The sequence below is a fragment of the Rickettsia endosymbiont of Ceutorhynchus obstrictus genome, from assembly GCF_964026565.1.
In the GTDB taxonomy this organism is placed as follows: domain Bacteria; phylum Pseudomonadota; class Alphaproteobacteria; order Rickettsiales; family Rickettsiaceae; genus Rickettsia.
Genome location: NZ_OZ032162.1, coordinates 1810186 through 1831827, shown reverse-complemented (window position 1 = coordinate 1831827; position 21642 = coordinate 1810186). Strand labels below are relative to the sequence as shown.

Here is a 21642-nt window from a genome sequence, read left to right as displayed (position 1 = left end):
TTATCCATAGTTCGCGTTAATTTATATACGGAATTTTTCATGAACGATTTGACCGCCGTTAGTAAGTAGCATTTGTTGCACTAATTCATCGTCGATATTAAATTTACCGTTCTGAAATGCATAAATTAATAAATTATATAAATTTTTAGAATATAATTTAGAAGCGTCAGTCGCGATCTTGCCGGCTAAATTTGACAATCCTATTATCGTAACGCCGTTTTTAACAATAATTTGGTCGAATTTTGAACCTTCAACATTGCCGCCGGTAGAAGTTGCAATATCAACAATTACCGTGCCGTATTTCATGGAAGCAACCATTTGCTCCGTGACTAATATAGGTGCTTTTTTCCCCGGAATCTGTGCCGTAGTAATAACTATATCGTAATTTTTAATTATTTTTGCTAAGAATTCTTCCTGTTTAACTTTGTCATCACTTGACGCTTCCGAAGCATAACCAGATTTATCTTGCAAATCATTACTTAGTTCCGGCGAGACAAATTTTGCTCCCAAACTTTCTACCTGCTCTTTTGTTGCTATTCGTACATCATAGCCGGCAACGGCGCTACCAAGCCTTTTAGCGGTGGCAATAGCTTGCAATCCTGCAACGCCGATGCCAAGCACCAGCGTTTTACACGGTGTGATTGTGCCGGCTGCCGTCATCATCATCGGGAAGCCCCTAGTGAAATGATAACTTGCTTCAATTACGGCTCTGTAACCGGCTAAATTACTTTGAGATGATAAAGCATCCATATTTTGTGCTTTAGTAATCCGCGGTACTAACTCCATAGCAATACCGATCAGATTTTTTTTTGCTAATTGCGCAAGATAATCATGATTTAAATAAGGAGATAATAGTCCGATAATAATTGCGTTTGGTTTGGCAAATACTAGTTCACTATATTTATCAGTTAAAGGCGATGGCTGTACTTTTAATATAATGTCGGCATCTGAAATAATCTCAAGAGGAACTGCCGAAATTTTTGCTCCGACATCGCTATAGTCTTTATCTAAAAAACCGGCAAGCAAGCCGATTTCCTTTTCCACTACAACCAAAAAGCCTTTTTTAACCAAAAGCCCTGCTACTTCAGGGGTAATAGCGGTACGCGTTTCATTCTCGGCTCTTTCTTTTAAGGCAGCAATTTTGGCGGTAATTTTCATAAAATATTTAAGTTTGAATTATATATCGGTATTGTGTATACTAGGCTAACCTAGGAAATTGAGATTTATGTCCTTCCTAGCGGCGGCGGGCGTTGCTGCTTGGCTCTAAAATTAATAAAAAACCCGTCATTGCGAAGCCACGAAGTGGCTGCGGCAATCCAGGCTATCCCGAATTATATTCGGGATTTAATTAGAATACTAAACAAGTTTAGTATAAAAATATGTTTATACCGGATTGCCGCGTCGGGACTACGCCCCTCCTTAGCTCAGACGATTCCGGTAGCCATGCAACAACGCCGCTGCGGCGGGAAGCCGGCACTTTAAAGCATTTCTTTACATTGTAAAATAAAACACCTAAATATCAAAATGAAAAAACTATTTTCTTTAATTATTCTTTGTTTCTTGGTGAATATATCTACCGCAAGTGCCGTAAATAACGAAGCTATTTCACAATTTAAAACATATTTACGCGAAATAAAATCCGTAGCCATAGATTTTACTCAAGAAGATTCGCACGGCAATAAAGCCGACGGGAAATTATTAATAAATAAGCCTCATAAATTTCGTTGTAATTATTATCTACCTTTTCCACTTGTTATTATCGGCAATAAAAATTACGTATCGGTATATGATTATGATATGCAACAAGTAAGCCGAGTTAAGACGACTGAAAATATATTTAATTTTTTGTTAGAAGATAAAGAAGGGTTTGACAAGCATTTCACTTTTAAATCGGCAATAGATAAAGACAATATTTTTAAAATTACCATTTATCATAGTTTAACGGAACGTCGTAGCGAGATCACTTTTAATAAGTCTACGAAACAGCTGCAAATGATGAAAATATTTGAAGACGGCAATATTATTACTATTACATTCAATAAAATCGTTAAAGTACAAAAATTTGCCGATGATTTATTTAAGCTAAGAAGCCCTGAAATATTCGGTCCGCCGGAGCGATTAGATAAATCTGCGATAGAAAAAAAATATGCTGTTGTTAGTTAATACTTGTTTCTTTAAAACAAACAAGTTATGTTATTTATGCTAGCGGTGGGCATTGGTTTTATTCAGGTGGTCAGGTTCGGAAGAAAGCAGCCAAAGTAAGATTTAGTGGGTCACTGCTAGTAGTATACTGCTCGCCTTTCAAGAATTGGTCGGGATGTCATTCCCGCGTGGGATAGGCTTTGTTGCAACCACTTCGTGGCTTTGCAATGACGTTTGGGTAATCCGCATAATGAAGTTGCGTACGCAATACCAAAAAGTTTTAACTGTGAAATCATCCGTTCAATATATTCCTTTTGCTAGAAAATATCGTCCTAGCAACTTCTTTGAGCTGCAAGGGCAAGAAGTATTAGTAAAAATTTTAAGCCATACTATTCTTAGTAATCGGCTTGCTCAAGGTTATCTTTTAACAGGTATTCGAGGAGTCGGTAAAACTAGCTCGGCACGTATTATTGCCAAAACCGTTAACTGCACCGACTTAATTACCGAAGGCGTAAATATTAGAACATGTGAGCTATGTTCTAATTGCATCAGCTTTAATAACCATAACCATCCTGATATAATCGAGATTGATGCCGCAAGCCGCACTAGCGTTGAGGATATACGTAAAATAATAGAATCGGCTGAATATAAACCTTTGCTCTCGCAATATAAAATCTTCATTATCGATGAAGTGCATATGCTTTCTAAAGGTGCTTTTAACGCACTACTTAAAACTTTAGAGGAGCCGCCGCCTCATATAATATTTATTTTTGCGACCACCGAAGTACAAAAAATTCCTTCTACTATTATTTCAAGATGCCAAAGATATGATTTAAGAAGGCTAACATTTGAGGAAATTTTCAATTTACTTACCTTTATTGCAGATAAGGAAGGTTTAAAAGTAGAGCCTGCAGCTTTAAAAATAATTGCCGCCAAATCCGATGGGTCAGCAAGAGATGCGGTTTCTATTTTAGATCAAGCTGCCGGTATGTCGGCAAAGTCGGACAGTTTAATCACTTGCCAAATGATTAACCGAATACTTGGGTTAGTCGATATTGCCGTTATCATAGAATTTTTTAATTACATAATTAATAGAGACGTAACAAGCGCCATTACCTTAGTGGATAAACTCTATATGTCTTCCGCTAATCTTGAAATTTTTATTGAATCGGTAGCGGATTTTATAGCTTATCTTAATAAGATAAAAATGTTACCTAATTATAGTTTGCCGATATATGAATCTTTTAGCGAAATTAAAGATATTTTAGCTAAAATTAGTTTCTCGCGTTTATCGGTTCTTTGGCAGATATATAGCAAAGCTATTCAGGAGGTTAAAATTTCCTATAATCAATTAACTGAAACGGAGATGCTAGTAATAAAATCTATTTATTCCCAATCTCTGCCGTCTATGGAGGAGCTAGCAAGTGTTAGCACCCCTGTTAATACTCACCAGGTACTTCAGATTAAAGAAGATTATAAAATTATAGATTTCCTTAAATATCTCCATCAAAGTAATGAAATGGAAATTTATTATTTATTATTAAATGAAGTTGAAATAAAAAGTTTTGCTAATAATAAACTAAGAATCGTCGGTCCTAATATTACTAGCAAAGTAAAACAACAAATTAGCGAATTGCTATTTAGTTGGAGCAACGAACAATTTGAGGTGCTAGTTACTAAACAGTTAGAAATTCAAAATTTAAAAAGTCAATTAACTAACAAAATAGAAGCAAGTAAAGACTTAGAATTAATTAAAAAACATTTTCCAAGTGCAATAATTTCGGATATATTGCTTAAAAATTAAAGGGTAAAATTATGGTAAATATTAATCAGTTTTTTAAACAAGCTCAAGTAATGCAAAAGAAAATGCAGGAAGCTCAAGAGCAGATGGCAAATACTAAATATACCGGTAAAGCAGGCGGCGGGCTTGTAGAAATAGTTGCAACAGGGCGCGGGGAAATTGAAAAAGTTTCAATAGATGCATCTTTATTAAAGGAAGAAGAAAAAGAAATTTTAGAGGATTTAATCAAGGTTGCTATTAATGATGCAAAGCAAAAATGTGATCAGGATTCTCAGAATTCTTTATCAGGCGCTTTAGACGGCTTAAATTTGCCGCCCGGCTTTAAAATGCCGTTTTAAGTAAATAACCCGATAGTTTCAATATTGCTAATTCTTAGCTTAAAAAATCGATCTTCCGCCTTTTTTACTAAAGCCGATATGAGTTTGCTCAAGTTTTTTAATCAGCTTGGGGGAATATGTTTTTATATCACGCGGTTTACCGCCTTCATATTTTTTAGCTAAATCCATTCCTCCCTTTATCATATTATAAGCAAAGTTCATTTTTTTTGTTTCGCCTGCTATTCTTTTGGGATTCATAAACATATAAATTTGATAAACAGCGAAACTTTTCATCAACCGTTTTAAATTTATTCTAGATTCCTTGCTAATGCCTTGCAGTTTATCTTTTGGATTAGCAAGTCCTTTGGTAGCATCCTTGACAAGCTTAGAATGTTGTTGCATTAAATAATTACTTACATCGGCAACATTTTTATTAATAACTTTCTCATTAATTTTAAAGTTGAAATTTTTCATCCCGCCAAAATACTTACGAATCAATAAAATAATTTGTGATTGTAATTTAGTTAAATCCATAGTTTGTTCATTTAAAAGTGCTAGTATCTGTTCGATATCTTGCTCAAATTGCTCATTCCCGCTAAGTTCTTCAAAGATTTTTTCCGCTTCTTCGGATTCAAGTTCATATTCATCGCTAATACCTACTAAAGCTTCTTTTATTTGGTCAGCGAATTTTTTAACTTCTTCCGGATTTTTTTTAACTTCTGCCATATTTATCTTTATTAGCTATAGTTAAACTTATAGTAATATTTTATTTAAGTATGTCTACAAAAAAACGTCAATTATAAATTATTATAATATATTTATTGAAAGGTATAGTTGGGAAGAGTTGTGGTTTATGGTCATTCCTGCGTAGGTGTATGAGTGTCAACTTAAGCGATAAAGGTCTATAAAGTCCATCATTGCGAGCGACTGAAGGCTTTGTTGCATGGCTACCGGAATCGTCATTGCGAGGAGGGACGTAGTCCCGACGTGGCAATCCAGGCTATCCCGAATTACATTCGGGATTTAACTAGATTGCCACGTCGGGACTACGTCCCTCCTCGCAATGACGGACTTTATGGATTTTTATCGCTTAAGTTGATACCCATACGCGTAGAGGCGTTGTTGCATGGCTCGAATTTTTGATGTCATTCTAGCTAAAAGCGGGAATCCAGAAAATATTTGAAGGTAACAATCAGGAGTTAAGTTTTTTAAATTAATTAGAAACCTGCATAGAATTTAACTTATTACATAATTTATAAATAGCTTGCTCCGTGCTACTAATTTTTCTATTCACCATTTTCAATAATTTTTCCGAAGATTTTTCGGTCACTTGAATTGATGAATGTAGCTGCTCCGCTAAATTTTTAAGAGAATCTTGAAGTTCAATAAAAGATTTTTTAAATTGCTCTTTAATTGAGATAGAAGACTCTTCAAGTTCTTTAATTTTTAAACAAAGATTTTCTATTAATTGATCTACTTTATTTTGCATTAAATTTAGCTGCTGCTTACGTCCGTCGGCAAGATAGCTAAAAGTTTCTTGCATTTTTGCCTGTATTCTTACTTTTGCCGTACGATCTAGCTCCCATACTAAACCTACTTTACTCATTAAGTATATTATCCACTTATGAACGTCAAAATGGTACCATTTTACGCCGTTACGATAATCCGATGGAAAAGCATGATGGTAATTATGCCAATTCTCTCCTAATAAGAATAAAGCCATCCACCAAACATCTCCGGCTGTTCCTTTATAGTATTTCTTACTACCGGCAAAATGGCATAAAGAATTAACGCAGAAAGTTGCTTGCTGTTGCAAAGCTCTACCTATCCCGATAAATAGAAACGCCATATAGGCTGATGCAAGCGTTCCGCCGATTAAATAACCGATAAATAAAGGCACAATAACATTCATAAAAACAGCTATTTGCCAATAATATTTTAATTGCCATTTTAATAGTTTATTTCTACCGTGCTTTACCCATGTTATGCGATCAATAGATTTGTAGCTACCTTCTCCGATAAGCATCCAACCGAGATGAGACCATAAAAACCCCATTAACTTACTATCAAATTTTGAAGGACTATGAGGATCTTGAGCTTTATCGGTATAAGCATGATGTTTGTAATGATTTGATGCCCACGATAAAGCCGGTCCTTGCAGCGTTCCTGCCGACAGCATGACTAAAATAAACTCTACAAATTTATTTATTTTAAAGGCGTTATGTGACCATAATCGATGTAAACCGACTCCTACCGTAATGTTGTAAATATAATAACTACTAACCGTTAAAGTAATTTCAGTCCACCCTATTGCGTAATTAGTCCAGTATTTTATCAAAAGTAATATAAGTAAAAGAGGGTAAAAAATTAAAGCAAATAACGCAGGCTTATTGATTTTACTTAGCATAACTCAACCTAAATTAGTTTAGTAATAAGTTTCTTTTATCAAGTTATATTAACATATTTATCGGCATGACACAAAGGAATTCTTAATTTCAATATATTATTTAGTAAATTAATTGCCCTAGCGCATAGTTATATTTCTTCGCTATCGCTATTTTGCAGGTTAAGACCATAACCGACAAAACGTACCGTTTTTATAAATTTTTTTTCCTCGCCGATATCACCTAGTGCCTCTCTGATCCTGTTTATATGGACGTCTATAACACGTGGATTAAAATCTTTATCGTCTTCCCATAAATATGTTATCATTTTTTGACGAGAAAAAATAGTCGTTGGAAATTGTAGGAAAAGTTGCAAAATTTTAAATTCCGTAGGACCGAGCCGAACAATCTTACCGTTTTTATAAAGTTTTTGGGTATTTAGATCGATATTTATATTTTTAAATTTAACAACATTATCTTGCAAAATCGTTTTAGAACGCCTTAATAAATTTTTTATCGTATTTATTAATTGATCTGAAGAGAAAGGCTTGTGCAAAAATGAAATAAGATTATCCATTTCAGTCTGACTTAAATTTGATTCTTTTGAGGCGGATAGAAAAATTATCGGTATTTTTAATAATTTATCGACTTTTCTAATTGCGGTTATTACCACCGCCGGCTCCTCCTGCAATTGCATACTGATTATAATTATAGCCGGTGTAATAGCAAGAGAAAGTGCTTTTTCTAGAGTATTAGCTTTTATTATATCAAATCCTGCTCTCTCGATAATATTATATAAAGAAATATTGATATTTTCTTTATGTTCGATGATTAAAACTTGAGGCAGTAATTTATCAAGCACTTAAAGTAATCTCCATTAAATATAGTTAATTATACTCAAAAATTGCCTTATTGAAAATTTTATTTAGGCATTTTTAAGTTATTATAGCAAATTATAAAGGCTTTATAGCAAATTTTATACAAAAAGAAATCAAGAAATATTATTTTAGTTAAAGATAATACTTGAATTAAATAGTTTTAATTGTTATAAATAACCTTTATTTTTAAGTTTGCTTGCTGGAGATTCTTATATATTATGAGCTTTTACGAATCAATTTTTATAGTACGTCAAGATGTATCGCTAAATGATATAGATAAAATTACCGATGATTTTGTTAAAATTGTTAAAGATAATAAAGGTACCGTTGTTAAAACCGAATATTGGGATTTAAGAACTTTGGCCTATAAAATAGGTAATAACAAAAAAGGACATTATATCTTTTTAGGTTTAGACACTAGTTCGGAAGTAATAAAAGAATTAGAAAGAAAAATGCGACTTAACGAAAATATTATTAGATTCCTTACTATTAAAGTGGAATCAATTAGTAGTGAACCTTCACCGATATTAAAAAATCACAATGTAGAAAATGAACCGGTGATTGACGTAACGGTTAGTAAGGATTAGTTTTAAAATATCATAGAATTACTTAAGGTAAAGAATGTTAGGAAATAACCTAGGAGAAACAAGAAATCGAAAAATTGGTGAAAAACCTGCTAAAAAAGTATTTTTTAGAAGACGTAAAGGGTGTCCTCTTTCTGTTCCCGGCACACCGAGTATTGATTATAAAAACCCTGATTTACTCGTAAAATTTTTGTCTGAAGGTGGAAGAATGTTACCGAGTAGAATCACAAATGTTTGTGCAAAAAAACAAAGAAAATTAAAAAATGCTATTAAAGTCGCAAGAATTTTAGCATTATTACCTTTTGTATTTCAAATTTAAATATACTGTTTTTCGATGTCATTCTAGCTAAAGGCGGGCCTTGTTGCATGGCTCGAATTTTTGCAAAGTGTTTCGGTATGACACCGTACTTATAATAACCATAATACGGTAAATTATTAGCCATGCAACAACGTCTGCAGTTGCTCGCAATGACGATCTCTTAGACACTCATGAGCAACCGCGGGAATGATATCGATCCAAACTCTTCAGGATAGCTGAAGAACAACTATAGGGTAACTGAAAGGTATTAAATGGAAATTATTTTAATTAAGCCGGTAAGAAAATTAGGAAGAATCGGTGAAATTCTTAAAGTAGCCGATGGATTCGGTCGTAATTATCTTCTACCGCAAAAATTGGCAGTTAGAGCTACTGAACTCAATAAAGAGTTAATTGTTCAACAAAAACATGAGCTTGAAAAAAAAGATAAGACAATAAAAGAAGAAGTAGAAAAAGTTAATAATCTTATAAAAGATCAAAAATTAATTTTTATAAGACAGTCAGCGGATGACGGGAAGCTTTTTGGATCAGTTAGTAACAAAGAAATTGCAGAAAAATTGACTGAAATTACAGCTCATCCTATCTCGCACTTAAACGTAATACTTGATAAGCAAATAAAATCTACGGGAGTTTTTGCAATTGAGGTAAGGCTACATGCTGAGCTTAGTACATGGGTTAAAGTAATTGTTGCAAGGTCTGAATCCGAATCCCAAAGCTTTTTACTGGAAAGTAAAACAGAACAAACTGAATCTTTATCTGAATCGGCTTAATTTCAACCTACCGCTCATTTATCAATTACAAGGATAAGGTTTTAAAAATGCCTTGCTGTTATGCCGTGGCTCAAACCGGCATTGTTGCATGGCTAAAAAAGTGCCGTATGTCATTCTAGCTAAAGGCGGAGTGTTGTTGCATGGCTACCGGAATCGTCATTGCGAGGAGGCACAAAGTGCCGACGTGGCAATCAAGTATAAACATATTTTTATACTAAACAAGTTTAGTATTCTAATTAAATCCCTCATTACATTCGAGATAGCCTGGATTGCCACGTCGGTACTACGTACCTCCTCGCAATGACGTGTCGTTGTTGCATGGCTCAAATTGATTAATCATTTGTAAATATTGCTTGTAAAATATCCGGTGATTAATATCGACTATCGACCAATTTTCGCTTTCCAACGTCACTATATTAGCATTTAGTTTTTTATAAAGTCTTGCATCTTGCTGCGTATCCAAAATTAAGCATTTATTAGTAGATTTGCTTAATAACTTTTCCAATTTACTTACATATTTTAAACTTTTTTGATTTACGCTATATAATTTCTGAGTTTTAATTTTTGTATTAATAAAAAAATATTCTGCGCTATCGCTTAGTAAAATCACGTCTTGCAATCCTTCAAATTTACGGTTTTTCATTTTGTTTAAATCTTCTAGCTGCTTTAACGCTATATGAAGATTTTTATTAATATCTACACGTAAGTGAGGTAGTTTTTGTGCTAATACTAACGATAATTCTTGTAACAAAATTTTAACATTCTCAAGGTCTAACCAAATATGCCAGTTCGGTTCGTTATTATCTTCAATGATTTTTAAAGATTTAATATCGCTAATTTTGATAATATTTTTGCTATGACCTTGCATTAATTTCTCGGCAAAACTATCAAACTGTTCATCTATATAAATAGCTATATCGGCATTTTTTACTTTTGCAAGGTCACTAGGTTTTAGATGATAATGGTGAGGGCAACCGCTATTTACGGCTAAGCTATCTATAACGGCTTCGTCTTTAACTAACATCGCAACAATGCTAGCAATAGGCGTAATACTCGTAACTATTTTAGATTTATGTATTTCACCGTAGCTAACGGAATTTAATAGTAAGAAAAATATCAGAAAGAAAATTTTAATTTTCATAATGTTGCATTTTTAGTATTCTTTAAAACTACTGTACAGTGTCACTCCATGGCTCGACCGGCGTTGTTGCATGGATCGGAAATTGCTATATTTTGGGTATTCTTTAAAAGTACCGCGATGTCATGCCGTGGCTTGACCACGGCATCCAGTCAGGCTTTTTAATTTTTTCTGGATACCGTGGTCAAGCCCACTATTGTACGAACGTTGAAAAAAGGCTGTGTCATGCCGTGACTTGATCACGGCATCCAGGAAAATAAAGCCATATTAGACTTATTTTAGAATCTTTTTATGATATTATAAGCTGGATTCCGTGGTCGTAGCCACGGAATGACAGAATTTTTACCTCTTTATTTAAACGTTCGTACAGTAGTGGGTCAAGCCACGGTATGACAAGTTTTAAGCGTTTTTAACCATCCATGCAACAACGCTGCATTTGTGTGGAGCGCGGCAATCTAGATAATAATAAGTTTCATAGCATTTTTTGCTATTTTTTTCTAGATTGCCGCGTCGGGACTTCGTCCCTCCTCGCAATGACGATTCCGGTATCCACGCAGGCAATACCTCCTTGCAATGACGCTTTTTATTTTTTTAAAATATCCAATAACTCTAATTTAGTTTGAGCAAAATCATTTTCTAGCCAAATATTTTTTAAATGCTCTAATTGTTTGCCGATTTCTTTATTTTCTATATTCATTCTTAGTAAATCATGACCGGTTACCGGAAAATTAAGACGCTGTAACTTATCATATTTATCAATAAATCTTTGTATGTGCGGTAAATCTAACTTATCTATTATGTGGGCAGCAAATAAATATTCTTTGTAATCCGTATTTTCTAACCAAATTTTCTTCATATCAAATTCAGTTATCTGATATAAATTAATAAAATTAATTATCGATAATATCGCCGTTGTTTCTTGTTTTGAATATTTCCAGCTTATTAGTGTATTAAACTTTAAATTTTCTAATTTATAAAATAAAAATGCATAGCGCGTAGATAATTGCAGTTTAAAAAAATTAGCTTGTTCAAAAAGTTTTGATTCATAATATTTTACGGAAAATATTAGCGGTAATATCTCGCAAGTAAACATTCTTTCCAAAACTTTGCTAGCATTCGTTGATATTATTACTTTATCCATTTCACTTTTTATCCTTTCCCGCGAAAGTATCTTTAAACCATCCTGCAAATTCTCACAAGCCTTTAGCCCTTCATTGTCGATATGGTCGGCGTAATAACTAGAAAAGCGGAAGAAGCGTAAAATCCTTAAATAATCCTCTTTAATTCTTTGGCTTGCTTGACCGATAAATATTACTTTTTTTAACTTCAAATCTAGTAGACCGTTAAAATAATCATATATTTTATTTTCAAAGGGGCAGTAGCTTAAGGCGTTAATAGTAAAATCTCGCCTTGCGGCATCTTCGGCAAAATCATCGGTAAAAAGCACTTTTGCATGCCGTCCGTTACAATCAATATCTTTCCTAAGGGTAGTAATTTCAAATTTCTCCTTATTCAAAATAGCCGTGACAGTACCGAATTTTATACCGGTAGGTATAACTTTTATGCCTGCTTTTGATAAAATATTAATTACCTCGTTAGGCAACAAGCTAGTTGCTATGTCAATATCGTAACTAGCTTTATTAAGCAATGCATCGCGCACGCATCCGCCGATAAGCCGAGCTTTCCCGCCGCCTGCCTGAAGCTGCGCTAAAATCCTTTTATAGCTTTTAGAGGAAATTTGTAATGATTTTTTTATAATATGCATTTTGGGTTAGTTGGTTTGGCATTGTTTTATGTTATTCCCGCATAGATTCGGCGTTGTTGCATGGCTACCAGAATCGTCATTGCGAGCATTTGTGCGGAGCGCGGCAATCTAGATAATAATAAGTTTCATAGCATTTTTTGCTATTTTTTCCTGGATTGCCTCCTCACAATGACGAGTTTTTTATTAATTTTCGAGCCATGCAACAAAAAAAGCCCCATAGATGCGAAGGGAGGCATTATTGATATACAAAGCCGCTATATATCTCTTATCGCCCGACTAAACTATTTACAAAATCATTATGATCAAATATCTTCAAATCGTCTATTTGCTCACCTATGCCGATAAAATATATAGGCAAAGAAAATTTTTGAACTATACCGACAATTACGCCGGCTTTAGCACTGCCGTCTAATTTAGTAACAATAAGACCGGTTAAATTAGCACTGCTATTAAATTGCTCTACTTGATTATAAACATTTTGACCGGTAACGGCATCTATCACTAAAATACTATGAGCGGGAGCGTTCTCATCTACTTTTTTAATAACCTTGATAATCTTAGTTAATTCATCCATAAGATTTTTTTTGTTATGTAGCCTACCGGCCGTATCGATAAAAAGTATATCGATATTTTGCTTTATCGATTCTTGCATAGCAAGGTAAGCAACGCTTGCAGGATCTGCCGCCTCGGTACCGGTAATTAATAAAGCCTTGGCTTTAGCTGCCCAGTTACTTAGCTGATTTACGGCGGCGGCTCTAAAAGTATCGCAAGCGGCAATAGCTACTTTTTTCCCTTGTGCTTGATAAATAGAAGCAAGTTTACCGATAGTTGTAGTTTTGCCGGCACCGTTAACTCCGCAAACTAAAATTACGTTTAATTTATTTTCGTTTAAAGTAAAAGGAATTTCGGATTTTAGGAGTAATTGCCGAATTAGTTTTGCTAAAGTTTCTTTAATAACACTGCTATTTACTGCTTTATCGAATTTTATGGATTTCAAATCTTCAATAATCTTAGTTGCGACTAAAGCTCCCATATCTGAAGCAATTAGCAATTCCTCTAATTCTTCTAATGTTTCCTTATCTAACTTCTTTTTATAAAAAATTTTATCTACGCCTTCTGATATTTTATTAGAAGTTTTAGATAAACTTTGCTTTAATTTACTAAATATAGAAATCATATATTTATATTTTTTTGCCGTTGTGTCATACCGAGGCCCCTCCCACGGTATCTAGTTCTTACTTTTCCGGACCTAGTTAGCAAGCCGGCATTGTTGCATGACATCGAAGACGCTTTTACCATCTACGCAAACAATGTTGCTACGTATTATAATTATCTAATAATTCTTTTCATCCTTATAAACTCCCCAGATTACTTTTTTAGACACCCAGCCGATATAATCTTTGCAGCGAATCCGGCAATAATCTTCTTTACATTTATCAAGAGCGCAACGCACATTCGGCATTAATTTAGCAATAATTTTACTATTAGGATTAGCAGTTCTAGTAAACTCTGCTTCTTTATCGCCGATAATAATTACCGATCTTTTTCCCGATAAAACGCTAGAATGTATCCAACCGCCTTCGCCGTTAATATCGCGAACTTGCCGCCATTGCTCATATTCTGCAATGATTTCTACCGGTTCACCTTTTTTAATAAAAATCCATTCTATTAAGGATTTTATCGTCGGACCGCTCCTCGCATTCACTTCATTAGACTTTATTGAAGCGAAACGAGGGATAGGTAATTTTTTATTCTCTGCCTTAGCCGTAAACGATAACGCTATGATAATTAATAAAATAAAAGTTTTTAGCATTGCTCAACAATCATTGATAAAAATAAAAGTTACCCTGAGTATACTAGTCATTTTCTTCCGCTTCAGCTAATATATCTTCTCTTTTGGCAACGATGTAATTGCCTAATCTAAATTGCCCTTTAATGCGATTAATTTCTTGGTCGCTAATACCTATTAGTTTTAAAACCATTCCACCCAATTGTAAGCCGGTCTCATAACTTTCGGGAATGATAGTCGTTGCGCCGAGATCATAAAATTCTCTAGCATTCTTTAAATTTTTTAGCTTAACGACGACCTGCATATCCGTAAAATTATTTGAGATCGTCTTTAATGACTTCTTAATAGTTACTTGGTTATTCATCGTAAGTATGATCGCTAAGGCTCTGTCTGTTCCGATTGCCTTTAACGTATCGGCTTGCGATACGTCGCCTTTAAATACCGGGAAACCGTTGGAGGCTTCTTCTTTAATGCGCTCGTCGTTTAAGTCTAATATTACGTAACTCGTTCCTTCGGCTTCTAAAACTCTCGCTACCATTTTACCGACGCTACCGAGGCCCGCGATTATAATATGATTAGTTAAATCTCTTGCTCCGAGTTCAATTATTTGCGTTGGCGTTTTACCGAGTCCCTTATCAATTTTTTCCGCGAGCTTTCTTCCTAAAGCCGCGAGTAAAGGAGTAAGTGCCATAGTAAAGGTAACGACCAGTAACAGTATATTTGCGGTATTTTTTTCTAATATTCCGTTTTCTTTACCTAAACTGAATAAAATAAAAGCAAACTCACCGCCTTGCGATAATAACAAACCCGAATAAAATGCTACCCCTTTATTGAAACCGAATAAAATACAAAAAGCGGTAATAATCAAAGTTTTTATAGCGATTAAGGCAATGGATAAAGTAATAATATGAGATATTTTATTATACATCTCTAATGCATCGATATTCATACCGACGGTCATGAAAAATAGCCCTAAAAGTAAACTTTTGAAAGGATAAATACTCTCTTCCGCCTGCAATCTAAACTCGGTTTCCGCAACCAATACACCGGCTACAAATGCCCCAAGTGCTAACGACAAACCAAAAATCTCGGTAGCCCAAGCCGCAGATAATACGATTAATAGAGTCATGGCGATCGGCAACTCGTTAGCACTATTGCTTTCTGAAGAAATCAAGGAAAATAAAGGGCGTAACAGCACTCGACCGGCTATAAATATAGTTAGTAGTGCAGTAATGGCTTTTAATAGGGCAATACCTAGAGCTGTAGCAAGTGAAGTCGTGTTATTACCGGTAAGTAGCGGTACTATCACAAGTAAAGGTACTACCGCTAAATCTTGCAGTAAGAGAATTGCTAAAGAAATTCTTCCTACTTGCGTTGATTGACTACGATTTTCCTCAATTACCTGCATAACCAGAGCAGTGGAAGAAAGTGCAAGACCGCCGCCGGTAATAATTGCCGCGCTACTATTCCCGTCAATAAGTACCATCGCGCCGGCAATTACTATAGCGGTCGTTAAAACTTGCAAAGACCCAAGACCAAACACATATCTTCGCATGGCTTTTAACCGCTCAAAAGATAGTTCGAGACCGATGGCAAAAAGCAAGAAAACAACCCCTAATTCGCCTAGTAGTCTGGTCTGATCGTAAGTTACTATTTTAAATCCGTGATCACCGATTGCCGCACCGGCAATTAGATAGCCTAACACCGGACTTAGCTTAAAACGTTTAAGTACCGCCACGACAAAAACTGCGGTAGCAAGTAAAATTATAACGTTAATAAGAATATGTTCGTTCATTTATACCTTATAAATACCGGTTTGTGATTAAATAATGAAAAGTCAAGTAGGCGTTGTTATGGCTCGATAAAAGCGTTAATATGTCATTCCCTGCACTCTATAATGTCATTCTAGCTAAAGGCGGGAATCCAGACTTTTCTTTGTCATGCTGAACTTGTTTCAGCATCTATTAAAAGATATCCTAAAATAAATTCAGGATGACAGTAATTTTTCTGGATTCCCGCCTTTAGCTAGAATGACATCGAAAATTCGAGCCATGCAACAAAGCCGGCTTGACCCACTACTGTACGAACGTTGAAAAAGGCTGTGTCATGCCGTGACTTGATCACGGCATCCAGGAAAATAAAGCCATATTAGACTTATTTTAGAATCTTTTTATGATATTATAAGCTGGATTCCGTGGTCGTAGCCACGGAATGACAGAATTTTTACCTCTTTATTTAAACGTTCGTACAGTAGTGGGTCAAACCACGGAATGACACCTTACTCACGCCACAATCCCTACTCGCTGCTAGTTACGTTTTAACTTTCCACATTTCTTCCAATTTAAAATGTGTTCGTGCTTCCGGATAAAAAATATTAATTAAGATAGTTCGTGCATCTATTAATACCCATTCTGACTTGCCTAAGCCTTCAATACTAGTATTTATATTAGCTTTTTGTTTTAGCTCTAAAGCTACATATTCCGCTATTGCTCCGACATTTTTAGTAGAACGACCGCTGGCAAATATAATATAATCCGCTAATTTATTTCTGCCCCTTAAATCTATTACATCAATGTTATCGGCTTTCTTTTCTTCTAAACAAGCAAGAATAAATTCTTTTAATTCTTCTGTATCTTTTGTCATATTGGTATTAATATATAGAATTAAATTAGTTGATAATAATTATATGCTTAAGAATGTATTTTATCAATAAATGTTTAAGATTTTATAATAGAATTCGATATAAAATTTTACCTTAACTAAAAAAAGCAAAAAATAATGGCAATATCTATAGAAGAATTAGAAAAAGTCCTTCGAGAAACCTTTCCGGATAGTATAATAAAAATTACCGACTTAGTAGGGGATCAAGATCATTATGCAGTTGAGATATCCGATAGTAAGTTTAAAGGGCTTACTTTAATTAACCAGCATAAATTAGTGAAAAATGCTCTTAGAGAAATATTAAATACAAAACTACATGCAATTACGATAAAAACTATCGTGTGTTAATGAAGATGATGGAAGTATTCTCGTAAGGCATTTGTTGTGGTGCTGCCAGGGGGATTTGAACCCCCGACCTCATCATTACCAATGAAAGGGGCGAAATTAATATTACATATAATATTTTGCATAATTTATACCTTAATTGTGTTGAATCGTTAGTACTCATAACCTTTTAGCCTCTTATTACAATTAATACCCGTAGACTATTTAATATTGTCTTATCTGTCAATTATTATTAAATATCGTCCTAAATTTCAATTAAACGGAACATATTTGGAACATCAAAAATAATATTTTTTTTATTATTTAAATTAAGACTTGCAGACTTTTTTTAACAGCGGTATCTATGCAATCCGCAATTAAGTATTAAATGCGGATTTTAAAGTAATTTAAATAATAACAACAATATTAGGAGTTTACAAAATGAAAAAAAATTTATTTAATTTTACCCACAATGAACTTATGAAAATAAAACCTCCTAAAAAAGGTCGAGAAAAATATAAAGATGCTAAAGAGCAAGGGTTAGTATTAATAGCGTCTTACGGCGGTAGTAAGGTTTTTTATTACGGTAAAAAAATAGACGGAGACTATAAATTACTATGGATAGGACATTTCCCTGAGGTATCGATTGCAGACGCTAGAAAGAAAGCAACTGAATTTAAAACTCTAATTGCTAATGGTATTGATCCCACGGAAAAGCCTAGCCCTTTACCGGAAGAAGTAACTACCGAGTTAACTTTTAAAGAGCTTTTTGATAGATATGTAAACGACCACGCTCAATATAAAATAGAACGCTATAAAGATATTATTGCGGATATGAAAAGACAAGCAAGTCATCTTTTTGAAAGAAAAATATCTACTATACAGAGAGAGGATATGCAAGAAATCTTTAATAACCTTACCAAGGAGGGTAAATTCAGAACGGCAAATTTAGCTATTCAAAGATTTAAAAGAATATTTAACAAAGCTATTGAATGGGAATTATTAGAGAAAAATCCGGCAATCGGTATAGCTCAACATAAGGAAGTAGAACGTGACAGATATATAACTTCCGAAGAAAAACCGGCTTTCTTTGAAATAGTTGAGAAAGAAGCAAATCCACTTATGAAAGATTATCTTCTTATCTCTTTATATACCGGTGCAAGAAAAAGCAACGTATTATCAATGGAATGGCCGGAAATTAACCTAACGGATAAAACTTGGCATATACCGGCGCATAAAAGTAAAAACGGCATTCCTCACTTATTACCTCTTACTGAAAAAGCTATTAAGATTTTAAGTAAAAGGAAAAAAGAAAAGAAGAATAATAAGTGGGTATTTCCAAGCCCTCGAAAAAGTAAAAGCGGACATTTTGAAGAACCACAAAAATCGTGGCATAAGATTAGACAAAAAGCCGGTATTCCGGATGTAAGAATACATGATATTCGTAGAACTATGGGAAGCTGGATGGCGATTAACGGCGCAAGTCAGTATATAATCGGCAAAGCCCTTAACCATAAAAGCTACAAATCAACTGAAATTTACGCAAGGCTTAGCATCGATCCGGTAAGAGAATTTATGGAAAAAGCTACTAACTCTATAACAGATTCAAAAGCTAAAAAACCGGCTAAATCTGCTAAGAAGATCAATTTATCTAATAATTAGTTACTACAACTTCTGTAGAGGTTTTTGTTTGACCGCTTATTAAATATTTAATTTCAACAGTGCGAATGTTGTAATTTTTATAAAGATTTCTAATAAACGGCGTATCACTATTAGAAATCATAAATTTTATGGTTTTGCTATCTAGCTCCGTAGCAAAATCTTTTAGTCTCATTTGCTCATTTTCATCAAATGGTAACCTGGTATAAAACCTCTCTCCTACTTTATGGTAAGGCGGGTCAAAATAAACAAAATCGTCTTTTTGCGGTTCGATAAAAGAAAAATCTATCGTATAAACGGGTACGCCACTTAAAAAGCTACTACATTGTTTTAACCTTTCCTCTAAATTATCATTATTAATTTTTTTAGTAGAAAAGGAAGAAGCAAAATCCCCTCGTTTGTTAATTCGGTAAATTCCCTTAAACGCATATCTATTGAGATATAAAAACCTAGCAGTAATTGCCGTCGGGTTATTATTACAATCGTTATTTCTGATTTTATAGTAATATTCCTTTGAGTGATTTTCGGTATAGGAGCTATATAATTTAGCTACTTCGCTAGGATTCTTTTTTACGGCATTATAAGAGGTTACGAGTTCTTGATTAATATCGGATAAAAAACATTTTTTAAATCTATCTTTAACGGCAAAGAATAAAGCCCCTCCTCCAAGAAAAGGCTCATAGTAATTATTTAGATCTGAAGGAATATATGATAGTAATTTATCGGCAAGTTTTCTTTTGCCGCCGACCCAGTTGATAAACGGTTTAATGTTAGGCTTAGCAATAGTTTTAGGCATTCTCAATCTATATTATTTATTATTAAACAATAATTATATCATAATTAAAGCTTAAATACCATGAACAATAGAGGGTTTGAGGACGAAGGCAGGTAATTTTATTAAATAAATAAGGGGCGATTAATGTTAATTACTTTTAACTAATTAGAGCCTATAGTTTAACTACTGTCTCGACTTTGCCACTCTTGGGAAATTTTAATAAGGATATTTTCGTACAAGTAAAAAATCCCCTGTACTTCAAGGAATAGTAAGGCTAAATGTGTGAGATGATATTACATGGTGTAATATTAATAGAAAAACACAGAAGTTAGACTCATCGCAAAATCAGCTAACTCCTGCGTGCCATTCATTACAAAACAGCGAGGTAAATACTATGCCGAATAATCATCAGGCACAACAGAAAAATAAAATTAATAATCCTACTAATAAAACAAATTCTTCCGGTGTGATACAAAAGCCTCACAATTATTTACATACGACCTTTCCTGCTTTAAAGTCTAGTTTTCCGGAAGTTAATACGCTTAATTATAATGTAAATAAGGATGATAGCGATCCTAGCGGTATTATTGAAAAACTACACTTACTATTTCACCAAGTTGAAGAAGCCGAGAAAAAGCTCCAAAACAACAACCGGCAACAACCCCAATTTTTTACCGATATTGTAAACAATATAAAAGTTCATTGTCTTGCCGTTTATAAAGACTTACATCTTCTCTTTATAGATGCAAAGGATTTAGATGAGAAAAAAGATTTAATAGAAAGTGCCTTTCTGGTCGGGAAAATCCTTGATTACTATAACGGCTTAGAAATTTTATATAAAGCTTCTCTTGGGTTAATTCCCGTAACCTGCCAAGAAATTAATTTAAAAGAATTAGTTGATACGCTAATTACTAATGCAAGACCCATAGCCTCTTATAAACAATTGCGGCTTGATTTTAAATTAGCAAGCGATATGCCTGATTTAATAATAAGCGATAAATATAGATTACAGTCCATATTAGAATATTTAATTAAAGATGCCGTTAAGTCTAGTAATAAAAATAGTATTTTTTTAACTATTAATTTCTTTAAAAGCGACCAAGGAAAAGATAACGACGATTTTACCTTACAGATAATATTTCGTAATAGCGGCTTAATTCTTGCAAAAGAAGAGCAAAAAGCTTTAAAAGATCGATTTATTTCTTTTAGCCGTTTTTTTGAGAATAAATCTAAAACAATCGGGTCTGAGCTAGCATTAGTTAAGCAGTTTATTTTTGATCTGAACGGCGAAATTGAAGTTACAAGCAATGAGAAAGGTACAAGTTTTTTCTGCTATATACCGGTAAAGTTATATAAGAAGTAACTTATGGTTAGGATAATAGAGAATTTTACAATTACATGTTATAATTAATATAAAAAAGGCATAAATTTATGAAAAAACAAAATAATTTAGAATTAGAATTTAAAAGCTGCTTTTATTCAACTCGGCTATTAAATAAAATTTTTCATTTGAATAAAACAAGCACGCAGCAAATAGATATTAGCCAAATTAACAAAGCTATTTATTATGCTAGGAAATACCACGGCAATCAGATAAGGCAAACCGGTGAGCCTTATTACTCCCACCCTTTAGAAGTAGCTTATATGGTAGCGAATTATACCGCTACCATAATACCGGAACTTTTCCAAACCTATATGCTAATAACGCCAATTCTTCATGACACAATTGAAGACACGGAGCTTACAGAAAAACTAATAGCCGAAGGCTTTGGCTACAAAATAGCAAATCAGGTTGAATCTTTAAGTAGAAATAAAAAAGACAAAAAAATCAGCTCTGAAGAAATTTTAAATATATTAGCGGCAAGCCGGAAATATGATACGATAATAATTAAATTCTTCGATCGAATCGATAATCTGCAAACTCTCGGTATCAAATCGCCTGAAAAAGCCCAAAAAATTATCGACGAAACAAGGAATTCCTTTATACCCTTAGCTGCTCAGTTAAATATGCCGGTAATAGAGAGGCAACTAAAGAGCTTATGTAATAGGTATTTAGCAAAAAATCACTCTTTGCTTCAAAATTTTCCTATGGCTATTTTTGAGGATAATTTTCATCCTTGTTTGTCACTTTTCCACTCGTAATTTTATTAAATATTAAAAGTTGAAAATTTATAAAATTTCAGTTGCAAAGTTAAATTTATTATTCTAGTGTTTTCAATAATCATAAGTTTAGAAATTTCTAAAGGCAAAAATTTCTAATTTAAAGCTCATTATAACTTCTACCTTTTTAACATTCTATACTTGTTATTTTATTAGATAGTTTGATTAAACTATATTTT

At 33.7% G+C, this 21642-nt stretch carries 28 protein-coding genes and 1 other RNA gene; 16 read left to right on the top strand and 13 right to left on the bottom strand.

Annotation, left to right across the window (positions count from 1 at the left end; genetic code table 11):
* Nucleotides 1-21 precede the first annotated feature (21 nt).
* On the bottom strand, nt 22-1158 hold the full coding sequence (locus AAGD64_RS10505) for an NAD(P) transhydrogenase subunit alpha (protein ID WP_341793392.1): 1137 nt from the start codon (nt 1156-1158) through the stop codon (nt 22-24).
* Nucleotides 1159-1257: 99 nt separating this feature from the next.
* On the opposite strand from AAGD64_RS10505, the gene AAGD64_RS10500 reads away from it, so the two are divergent.
* The 5 genes from AAGD64_RS10500 to AAGD64_RS10480 all read left to right on the top strand — a co-directional run bounded on the left by AAGD64_RS10500 (nt 1258) and on the right by AAGD64_RS10480 (nt 4281).
* A complete protein-coding gene (locus AAGD64_RS10500) occupies nt 1258-1482 on the top strand; it encodes a hypothetical protein (RefSeq protein ID WP_341793391.1) in 225 nt (74 codons plus the stop codon).
* Nucleotides 1483-1524: 42 nt separating this feature from the next.
* Nucleotides 1525-2163, top strand: a complete 639-nt coding sequence (locus AAGD64_RS10495; protein ID WP_341793390.1) for an outer-membrane lipoprotein carrier protein LolA — start codon at nt 1525-1527, stop codon at nt 2161-2163.
* Between the two features lie 34 nt (nt 2164-2197).
* An RNA gene (ffs, locus tag AAGD64_RS10490) (signal recognition particle sRNA small type) lies at nt 2198-2291 on the top strand.
* A gap of 101 nt (nt 2292-2392) precedes the next feature.
* The gene (gene dnaX, locus AAGD64_RS10485; protein ID WP_341794206.1) at nt 2393-3946 is read left to right on the top strand and encodes a DNA polymerase III subunit gamma/tau; all 1554 of its coding nucleotides are present in this window, start codon (nt 2393-2395) and stop codon (nt 3944-3946) included.
* An 11-nt stretch (nt 3947-3957) separates the two neighbouring features.
* Nucleotides 3958-4281, top strand: a complete 324-nt coding sequence (locus AAGD64_RS10480; protein WP_341793389.1) for a YbaB/EbfC family nucleoid-associated protein — start codon at nt 3958-3960, stop codon at nt 4279-4281.
* 39 nt (nt 4282-4320) lie between these two features.
* On the opposite strand, the gene AAGD64_RS10475 is transcribed toward AAGD64_RS10480, so the two are convergent.
* Nucleotides 4321-4986 carry a DUF5394 family protein gene (locus tag AAGD64_RS10475; protein WP_253308289.1) on the bottom strand — a complete coding sequence of 222 codons (666 nt, stop codon included), beginning with the start codon at nt 4984-4986 and terminating at the stop codon, nt 4321-4323.
* Nucleotides 4987-5199: 213 nt separating this feature from the next.
* Here AAGD64_RS10475 and AAGD64_RS10470 point away from each other — a divergent pair, with 213 nt between their 5' ends.
* The gene (locus AAGD64_RS10470; RefSeq protein ID WP_341793388.1) at nt 5200-5403 is read left to right on the top strand and encodes a hypothetical protein; all 204 of its coding nucleotides are present in this window, start codon (nt 5200-5202) and stop codon (nt 5401-5403) included.
* A 70-nt stretch (nt 5404-5473) separates the two neighbouring features.
* Here AAGD64_RS10470 and AAGD64_RS10465 read toward each other — a convergent pair whose 3' ends face one another.
* Entirely contained in the window at nt 5474-6667 is a 1194-nt protein-coding gene (locus AAGD64_RS10465; RefSeq protein WP_341793387.1) for an acyl-CoA desaturase, read from the bottom strand.
* A 128-nt stretch (nt 6668-6795) separates the two neighbouring features.
* The gene (locus AAGD64_RS10460) at nt 6796-7506 is read right to left on the bottom strand and encodes a response regulator transcription factor (protein WP_341793386.1); all 711 of its coding nucleotides are present in this window, start codon (nt 7504-7506) and stop codon (nt 6796-6798) included.
* Between the two features lie 234 nt (nt 7507-7740).
* Here AAGD64_RS10460 and rpsF point away from each other — a divergent pair, with 234 nt between their 5' ends.
* Nucleotides 7741-8109, top strand: a complete 369-nt coding sequence (gene rpsF / locus AAGD64_RS10455) for a 30S ribosomal protein S6 (protein ID WP_341793385.1) — start codon at nt 7741-7743, stop codon at nt 8107-8109.
* A gap of 34 nt (nt 8110-8143) precedes the next feature.
* Nucleotides 8144-8425, top strand: coding sequence for a 30S ribosomal protein S18 (gene rpsR, locus AAGD64_RS10450; protein WP_253308293.1), 282 nt, complete (start codon nt 8144-8146; stop codon nt 8423-8425).
* On the opposite strand, the gene AAGD64_RS10445 is transcribed toward rpsR, so the two are convergent.
* Nucleotides 8376-8549 carry a hypothetical protein gene (locus AAGD64_RS10445; RefSeq protein ID WP_341793384.1) on the bottom strand — a complete coding sequence of 58 codons (174 nt, stop codon included), beginning with the start codon at nt 8547-8549 and terminating at the stop codon, nt 8376-8378. The two genes, rpsR and AAGD64_RS10445, sit on opposite strands and share 50 nt — an antisense overlap.
* A 127-nt stretch (nt 8550-8676) precedes the next feature.
* Between AAGD64_RS10445 and rplI the strand changes: the two genes are divergently transcribed.
* Both rplI and AAGD64_RS10435 read left to right on the top strand, forming a co-directional pair.
* On the top strand, nt 8677-9192 hold the full coding sequence (gene rplI / locus AAGD64_RS10440; RefSeq protein WP_253308294.1) for a 50S ribosomal protein L9: 516 nt from the start codon (nt 8677-8679) through the stop codon (nt 9190-9192).
* A 52-nt stretch (nt 9193-9244) separates the two neighbouring features.
* Nucleotides 9245-9496 (top strand): hypothetical protein, encoded by a 252-nt coding sequence (locus AAGD64_RS10435; RefSeq protein ID WP_341793383.1) that lies wholly within the window; start codon nt 9245-9247, stop codon nt 9494-9496.
* On the opposite strand, the gene AAGD64_RS10430 is transcribed toward AAGD64_RS10435, so the two are convergent.
* The gene (locus tag AAGD64_RS10430) at nt 9476-10333 is read right to left on the bottom strand and encodes a metal ABC transporter substrate-binding protein (protein ID WP_341793382.1); all 858 of its coding nucleotides are present in this window, start codon (nt 10331-10333) and stop codon (nt 9476-9478) included. The genes AAGD64_RS10435 and AAGD64_RS10430 overlap by 21 nt on opposite strands.
* A gap of 416 nt (nt 10334-10749) precedes the next feature.
* Between AAGD64_RS10430 and AAGD64_RS10425 the strand changes: the two genes are divergently transcribed.
* Nucleotides 10750-10953, top strand: coding sequence for a hypothetical protein (locus AAGD64_RS10425; protein WP_341793381.1), 204 nt, complete (start codon nt 10750-10752; stop codon nt 10951-10953).
* On the opposite strand, the gene AAGD64_RS10420 is transcribed toward AAGD64_RS10425, so the two are convergent.
* Complete coding sequence (locus AAGD64_RS10420) at nt 10914-12095, bottom strand: CCA tRNA nucleotidyltransferase (protein ID WP_341793380.1); 1182 nt, start codon at nt 12093-12095, stop codon at nt 10914-10916. The two genes, AAGD64_RS10425 and AAGD64_RS10420, sit on opposite strands and share 40 nt — an antisense overlap.
* Nucleotides 12096-12155: 60 nt before the next feature.
* On the opposite strand from AAGD64_RS10420, the gene AAGD64_RS10415 reads away from it, so the two are divergent.
* A complete protein-coding gene (locus AAGD64_RS10415) occupies nt 12156-12440 on the top strand; it encodes a hypothetical protein (protein WP_341793379.1) in 285 nt (94 codons plus the stop codon).
* On the opposite strand, the gene ftsY is transcribed toward AAGD64_RS10415, so the two are convergent.
* From ftsY to rsfS, 5 genes are all read right to left on the bottom strand, one after another.
* Nucleotides 12361-13272, bottom strand: a complete 912-nt coding sequence (gene ftsY / locus AAGD64_RS10410) for a signal recognition particle-docking protein FtsY (RefSeq protein ID WP_341793378.1) — start codon at nt 13270-13272, stop codon at nt 12361-12363. The genes AAGD64_RS10415 and ftsY overlap by 80 nt on opposite strands.
* Nucleotides 13269-13394 carry a hypothetical protein gene (locus AAGD64_RS10405; protein WP_341793377.1) on the bottom strand — a complete coding sequence of 42 codons (126 nt, stop codon included), beginning with the start codon at nt 13392-13394 and terminating at the stop codon, nt 13269-13271. Before AAGD64_RS10405 ends, ftsY begins: the two co-directional genes overlap by 4 nt.
* Before the next feature lie 34 nt (nt 13395-13428).
* A complete protein-coding gene (locus AAGD64_RS10400) occupies nt 13429-13908 on the bottom strand; it encodes an SH3 domain-containing protein (RefSeq protein WP_253308298.1) in 480 nt (159 codons plus the stop codon).
* A gap of 43 nt (nt 13909-13951) precedes the next feature.
* Complete coding sequence (locus AAGD64_RS10395) at nt 13952-15679, bottom strand: cation:proton antiporter (protein ID WP_253308299.1); 1728 nt, start codon at nt 15677-15679, stop codon at nt 13952-13954.
* Nucleotides 15680-16194: 515 nt separating this feature from the next.
* Nucleotides 16195-16527: a ribosome silencing factor gene (gene rsfS, locus AAGD64_RS10390; RefSeq protein WP_341793376.1), complete on the bottom strand. Its 333-nt coding sequence runs from the start codon at nt 16525-16527 to the stop codon at nt 16195-16197.
* A 135-nt stretch (nt 16528-16662) separates the two neighbouring features.
* On the opposite strand from rsfS, the gene AAGD64_RS10385 reads away from it, so the two are divergent.
* Both AAGD64_RS10385 and AAGD64_RS10380 read left to right on the top strand, forming a co-directional pair.
* Nucleotides 16663-16893: a BolA/IbaG family iron-sulfur metabolism protein gene (locus tag AAGD64_RS10385; RefSeq protein ID WP_253308301.1), complete on the top strand. Its 231-nt coding sequence runs from the start codon at nt 16663-16665 to the stop codon at nt 16891-16893.
* Between the two features lie 417 nt (nt 16894-17310).
* Entirely contained in the window at nt 17311-18531 is a 1221-nt protein-coding gene (locus tag AAGD64_RS10380) for a tyrosine-type recombinase/integrase (protein WP_341793375.1), read from the top strand.
* On the opposite strand, the gene AAGD64_RS10375 is transcribed toward AAGD64_RS10380, so the two are convergent.
* Entirely contained in the window at nt 18521-19324 is an 804-nt protein-coding gene (locus AAGD64_RS10375) for a Dam family site-specific DNA-(adenine-N6)-methyltransferase (protein WP_341793374.1), read from the bottom strand. The genes AAGD64_RS10380 and AAGD64_RS10375 overlap by 11 nt on opposite strands.
* Nucleotides 19325-19697: 373 nt before the next feature.
* On the opposite strand from AAGD64_RS10375, the gene AAGD64_RS10370 reads away from it, so the two are divergent.
* Together AAGD64_RS10370 and AAGD64_RS10365 are read left to right on the top strand one after the other, a co-directional pair.
* Nucleotides 19698-20666, top strand: coding sequence for a sensor histidine kinase (locus AAGD64_RS10370; RefSeq protein WP_341793373.1), 969 nt, complete (start codon nt 19698-19700; stop codon nt 20664-20666).
* A 68-nt stretch (nt 20667-20734) separates the two neighbouring features.
* Nucleotides 20735-21445, top strand: a complete 711-nt coding sequence (locus AAGD64_RS10365; RefSeq protein ID WP_341793372.1) for an HD domain-containing protein — start codon at nt 20735-20737, stop codon at nt 21443-21445.
* Nucleotides 21446-21642: the final 197 nt, after the last annotated feature.

Excerpts from the sequence above, each read along its gene's own strand:
- AAGD64_RS10505 (WP_341793392.1), bottom strand. The coding sequence starts at position 1,158 with ATGAAAATTACCGCCAAAATTGCTGCCTTAAAAGAAAGAGCCGAGAAT.
- AAGD64_RS10495 (WP_341793390.1), top strand. The coding sequence starts at position 1,525 with ATGAAAAAACTATTTTCTTTAATTATTCTTTGTTTCTTGGTGAATATA.
- dnaX (WP_341794206.1), top strand. The coding sequence starts at position 2,393 with ATGAAGTTGCGTACGCAATACCAAAAAGTTTTAACTGTGAAATCATCC.
- AAGD64_RS10480 (WP_341793389.1), top strand. The coding sequence starts at position 3,958 with ATGGTAAATATTAATCAGTTTTTTAAACAAGCTCAAGTAATGCAAAAG.
- AAGD64_RS10475 (WP_253308289.1), bottom strand. The coding sequence starts at position 4,986 with ATGGCAGAAGTTAAAAAAAATCCGGAAGAAGTTAAAAAATTCGCTGAC.
- AAGD64_RS10465 (WP_341793387.1), bottom strand. The coding sequence starts at position 6,667 with ATGCTAAGTAAAATCAATAAGCCTGCGTTATTTGCTTTAATTTTTTAC.
- rpsF (WP_341793385.1), top strand. The coding sequence starts at position 7,741 with ATGAGCTTTTACGAATCAATTTTTATAGTACGTCAAGATGTATCGCTA.
- rpsR (WP_253308293.1), top strand. The coding sequence starts at position 8,144 with ATGTTAGGAAATAACCTAGGAGAAACAAGAAATCGAAAAATTGGTGAA.
- AAGD64_RS10445 (WP_341793384.1), bottom strand. The coding sequence starts at position 8,549 with ATGGCTAATAATTTACCGTATTATGGTTATTATAAGTACGGTGTCATA.
- rplI (WP_253308294.1), top strand. The coding sequence starts at position 8,677 with ATGGAAATTATTTTAATTAAGCCGGTAAGAAAATTAGGAAGAATCGGT.
- AAGD64_RS10430 (WP_341793382.1), bottom strand. The coding sequence starts at position 10,333 with ATGAAAATTAAAATTTTCTTTCTGATATTTTTCTTACTATTAAATTCC.
- AAGD64_RS10425 (WP_341793381.1), top strand. The coding sequence starts at position 10,750 with ATGCAACAACGCTGCATTTGTGTGGAGCGCGGCAATCTAGATAATAAT.
- AAGD64_RS10420 (WP_341793380.1), bottom strand. The coding sequence starts at position 12,095 with ATGCATATTATAAAAAAATCATTACAAATTTCCTCTAAAAGCTATAAA.
- AAGD64_RS10415 (WP_341793379.1), top strand. The coding sequence starts at position 12,156 with ATGGCTACCAGAATCGTCATTGCGAGCATTTGTGCGGAGCGCGGCAAT.
- ftsY (WP_341793378.1), bottom strand. The coding sequence starts at position 13,272 with ATGATTTCTATATTTAGTAAATTAAAGCAAAGTTTATCTAAAACTTCT.
- AAGD64_RS10405 (WP_341793377.1), bottom strand. The coding sequence starts at position 13,394 with ATGGTAAAAGCGTCTTCGATGTCATGCAACAATGCCGGCTTGCTAACT.
- AAGD64_RS10400 (WP_253308298.1), bottom strand. The coding sequence starts at position 13,908 with ATGCTAAAAACTTTTATTTTATTAATTATCATAGCGTTATCGTTTACG.
- AAGD64_RS10395 (WP_253308299.1), bottom strand. The coding sequence starts at position 15,679 with ATGAACGAACATATTCTTATTAACGTTATAATTTTACTTGCTACCGCA.
- rsfS (WP_341793376.1), bottom strand. The coding sequence starts at position 16,527 with ATGACAAAAGATACAGAAGAATTAAAAGAATTTATTCTTGCTTGTTTA.
- AAGD64_RS10385 (WP_253308301.1), top strand. The coding sequence starts at position 16,663 with ATGGCAATATCTATAGAAGAATTAGAAAAAGTCCTTCGAGAAACCTTT.
- AAGD64_RS10380 (WP_341793375.1), top strand. The coding sequence starts at position 17,311 with ATGAAAAAAAATTTATTTAATTTTACCCACAATGAACTTATGAAAATA.
- AAGD64_RS10375 (WP_341793374.1), bottom strand. The coding sequence starts at position 19,324 with ATGCCTAAAACTATTGCTAAGCCTAACATTAAACCGTTTATCAACTGG.
- AAGD64_RS10370 (WP_341793373.1), top strand. The coding sequence starts at position 19,698 with ATGCCGAATAATCATCAGGCACAACAGAAAAATAAAATTAATAATCCT.
- AAGD64_RS10365 (WP_341793372.1), top strand. The coding sequence starts at position 20,735 with ATGAAAAAACAAAATAATTTAGAATTAGAATTTAAAAGCTGCTTTTAT.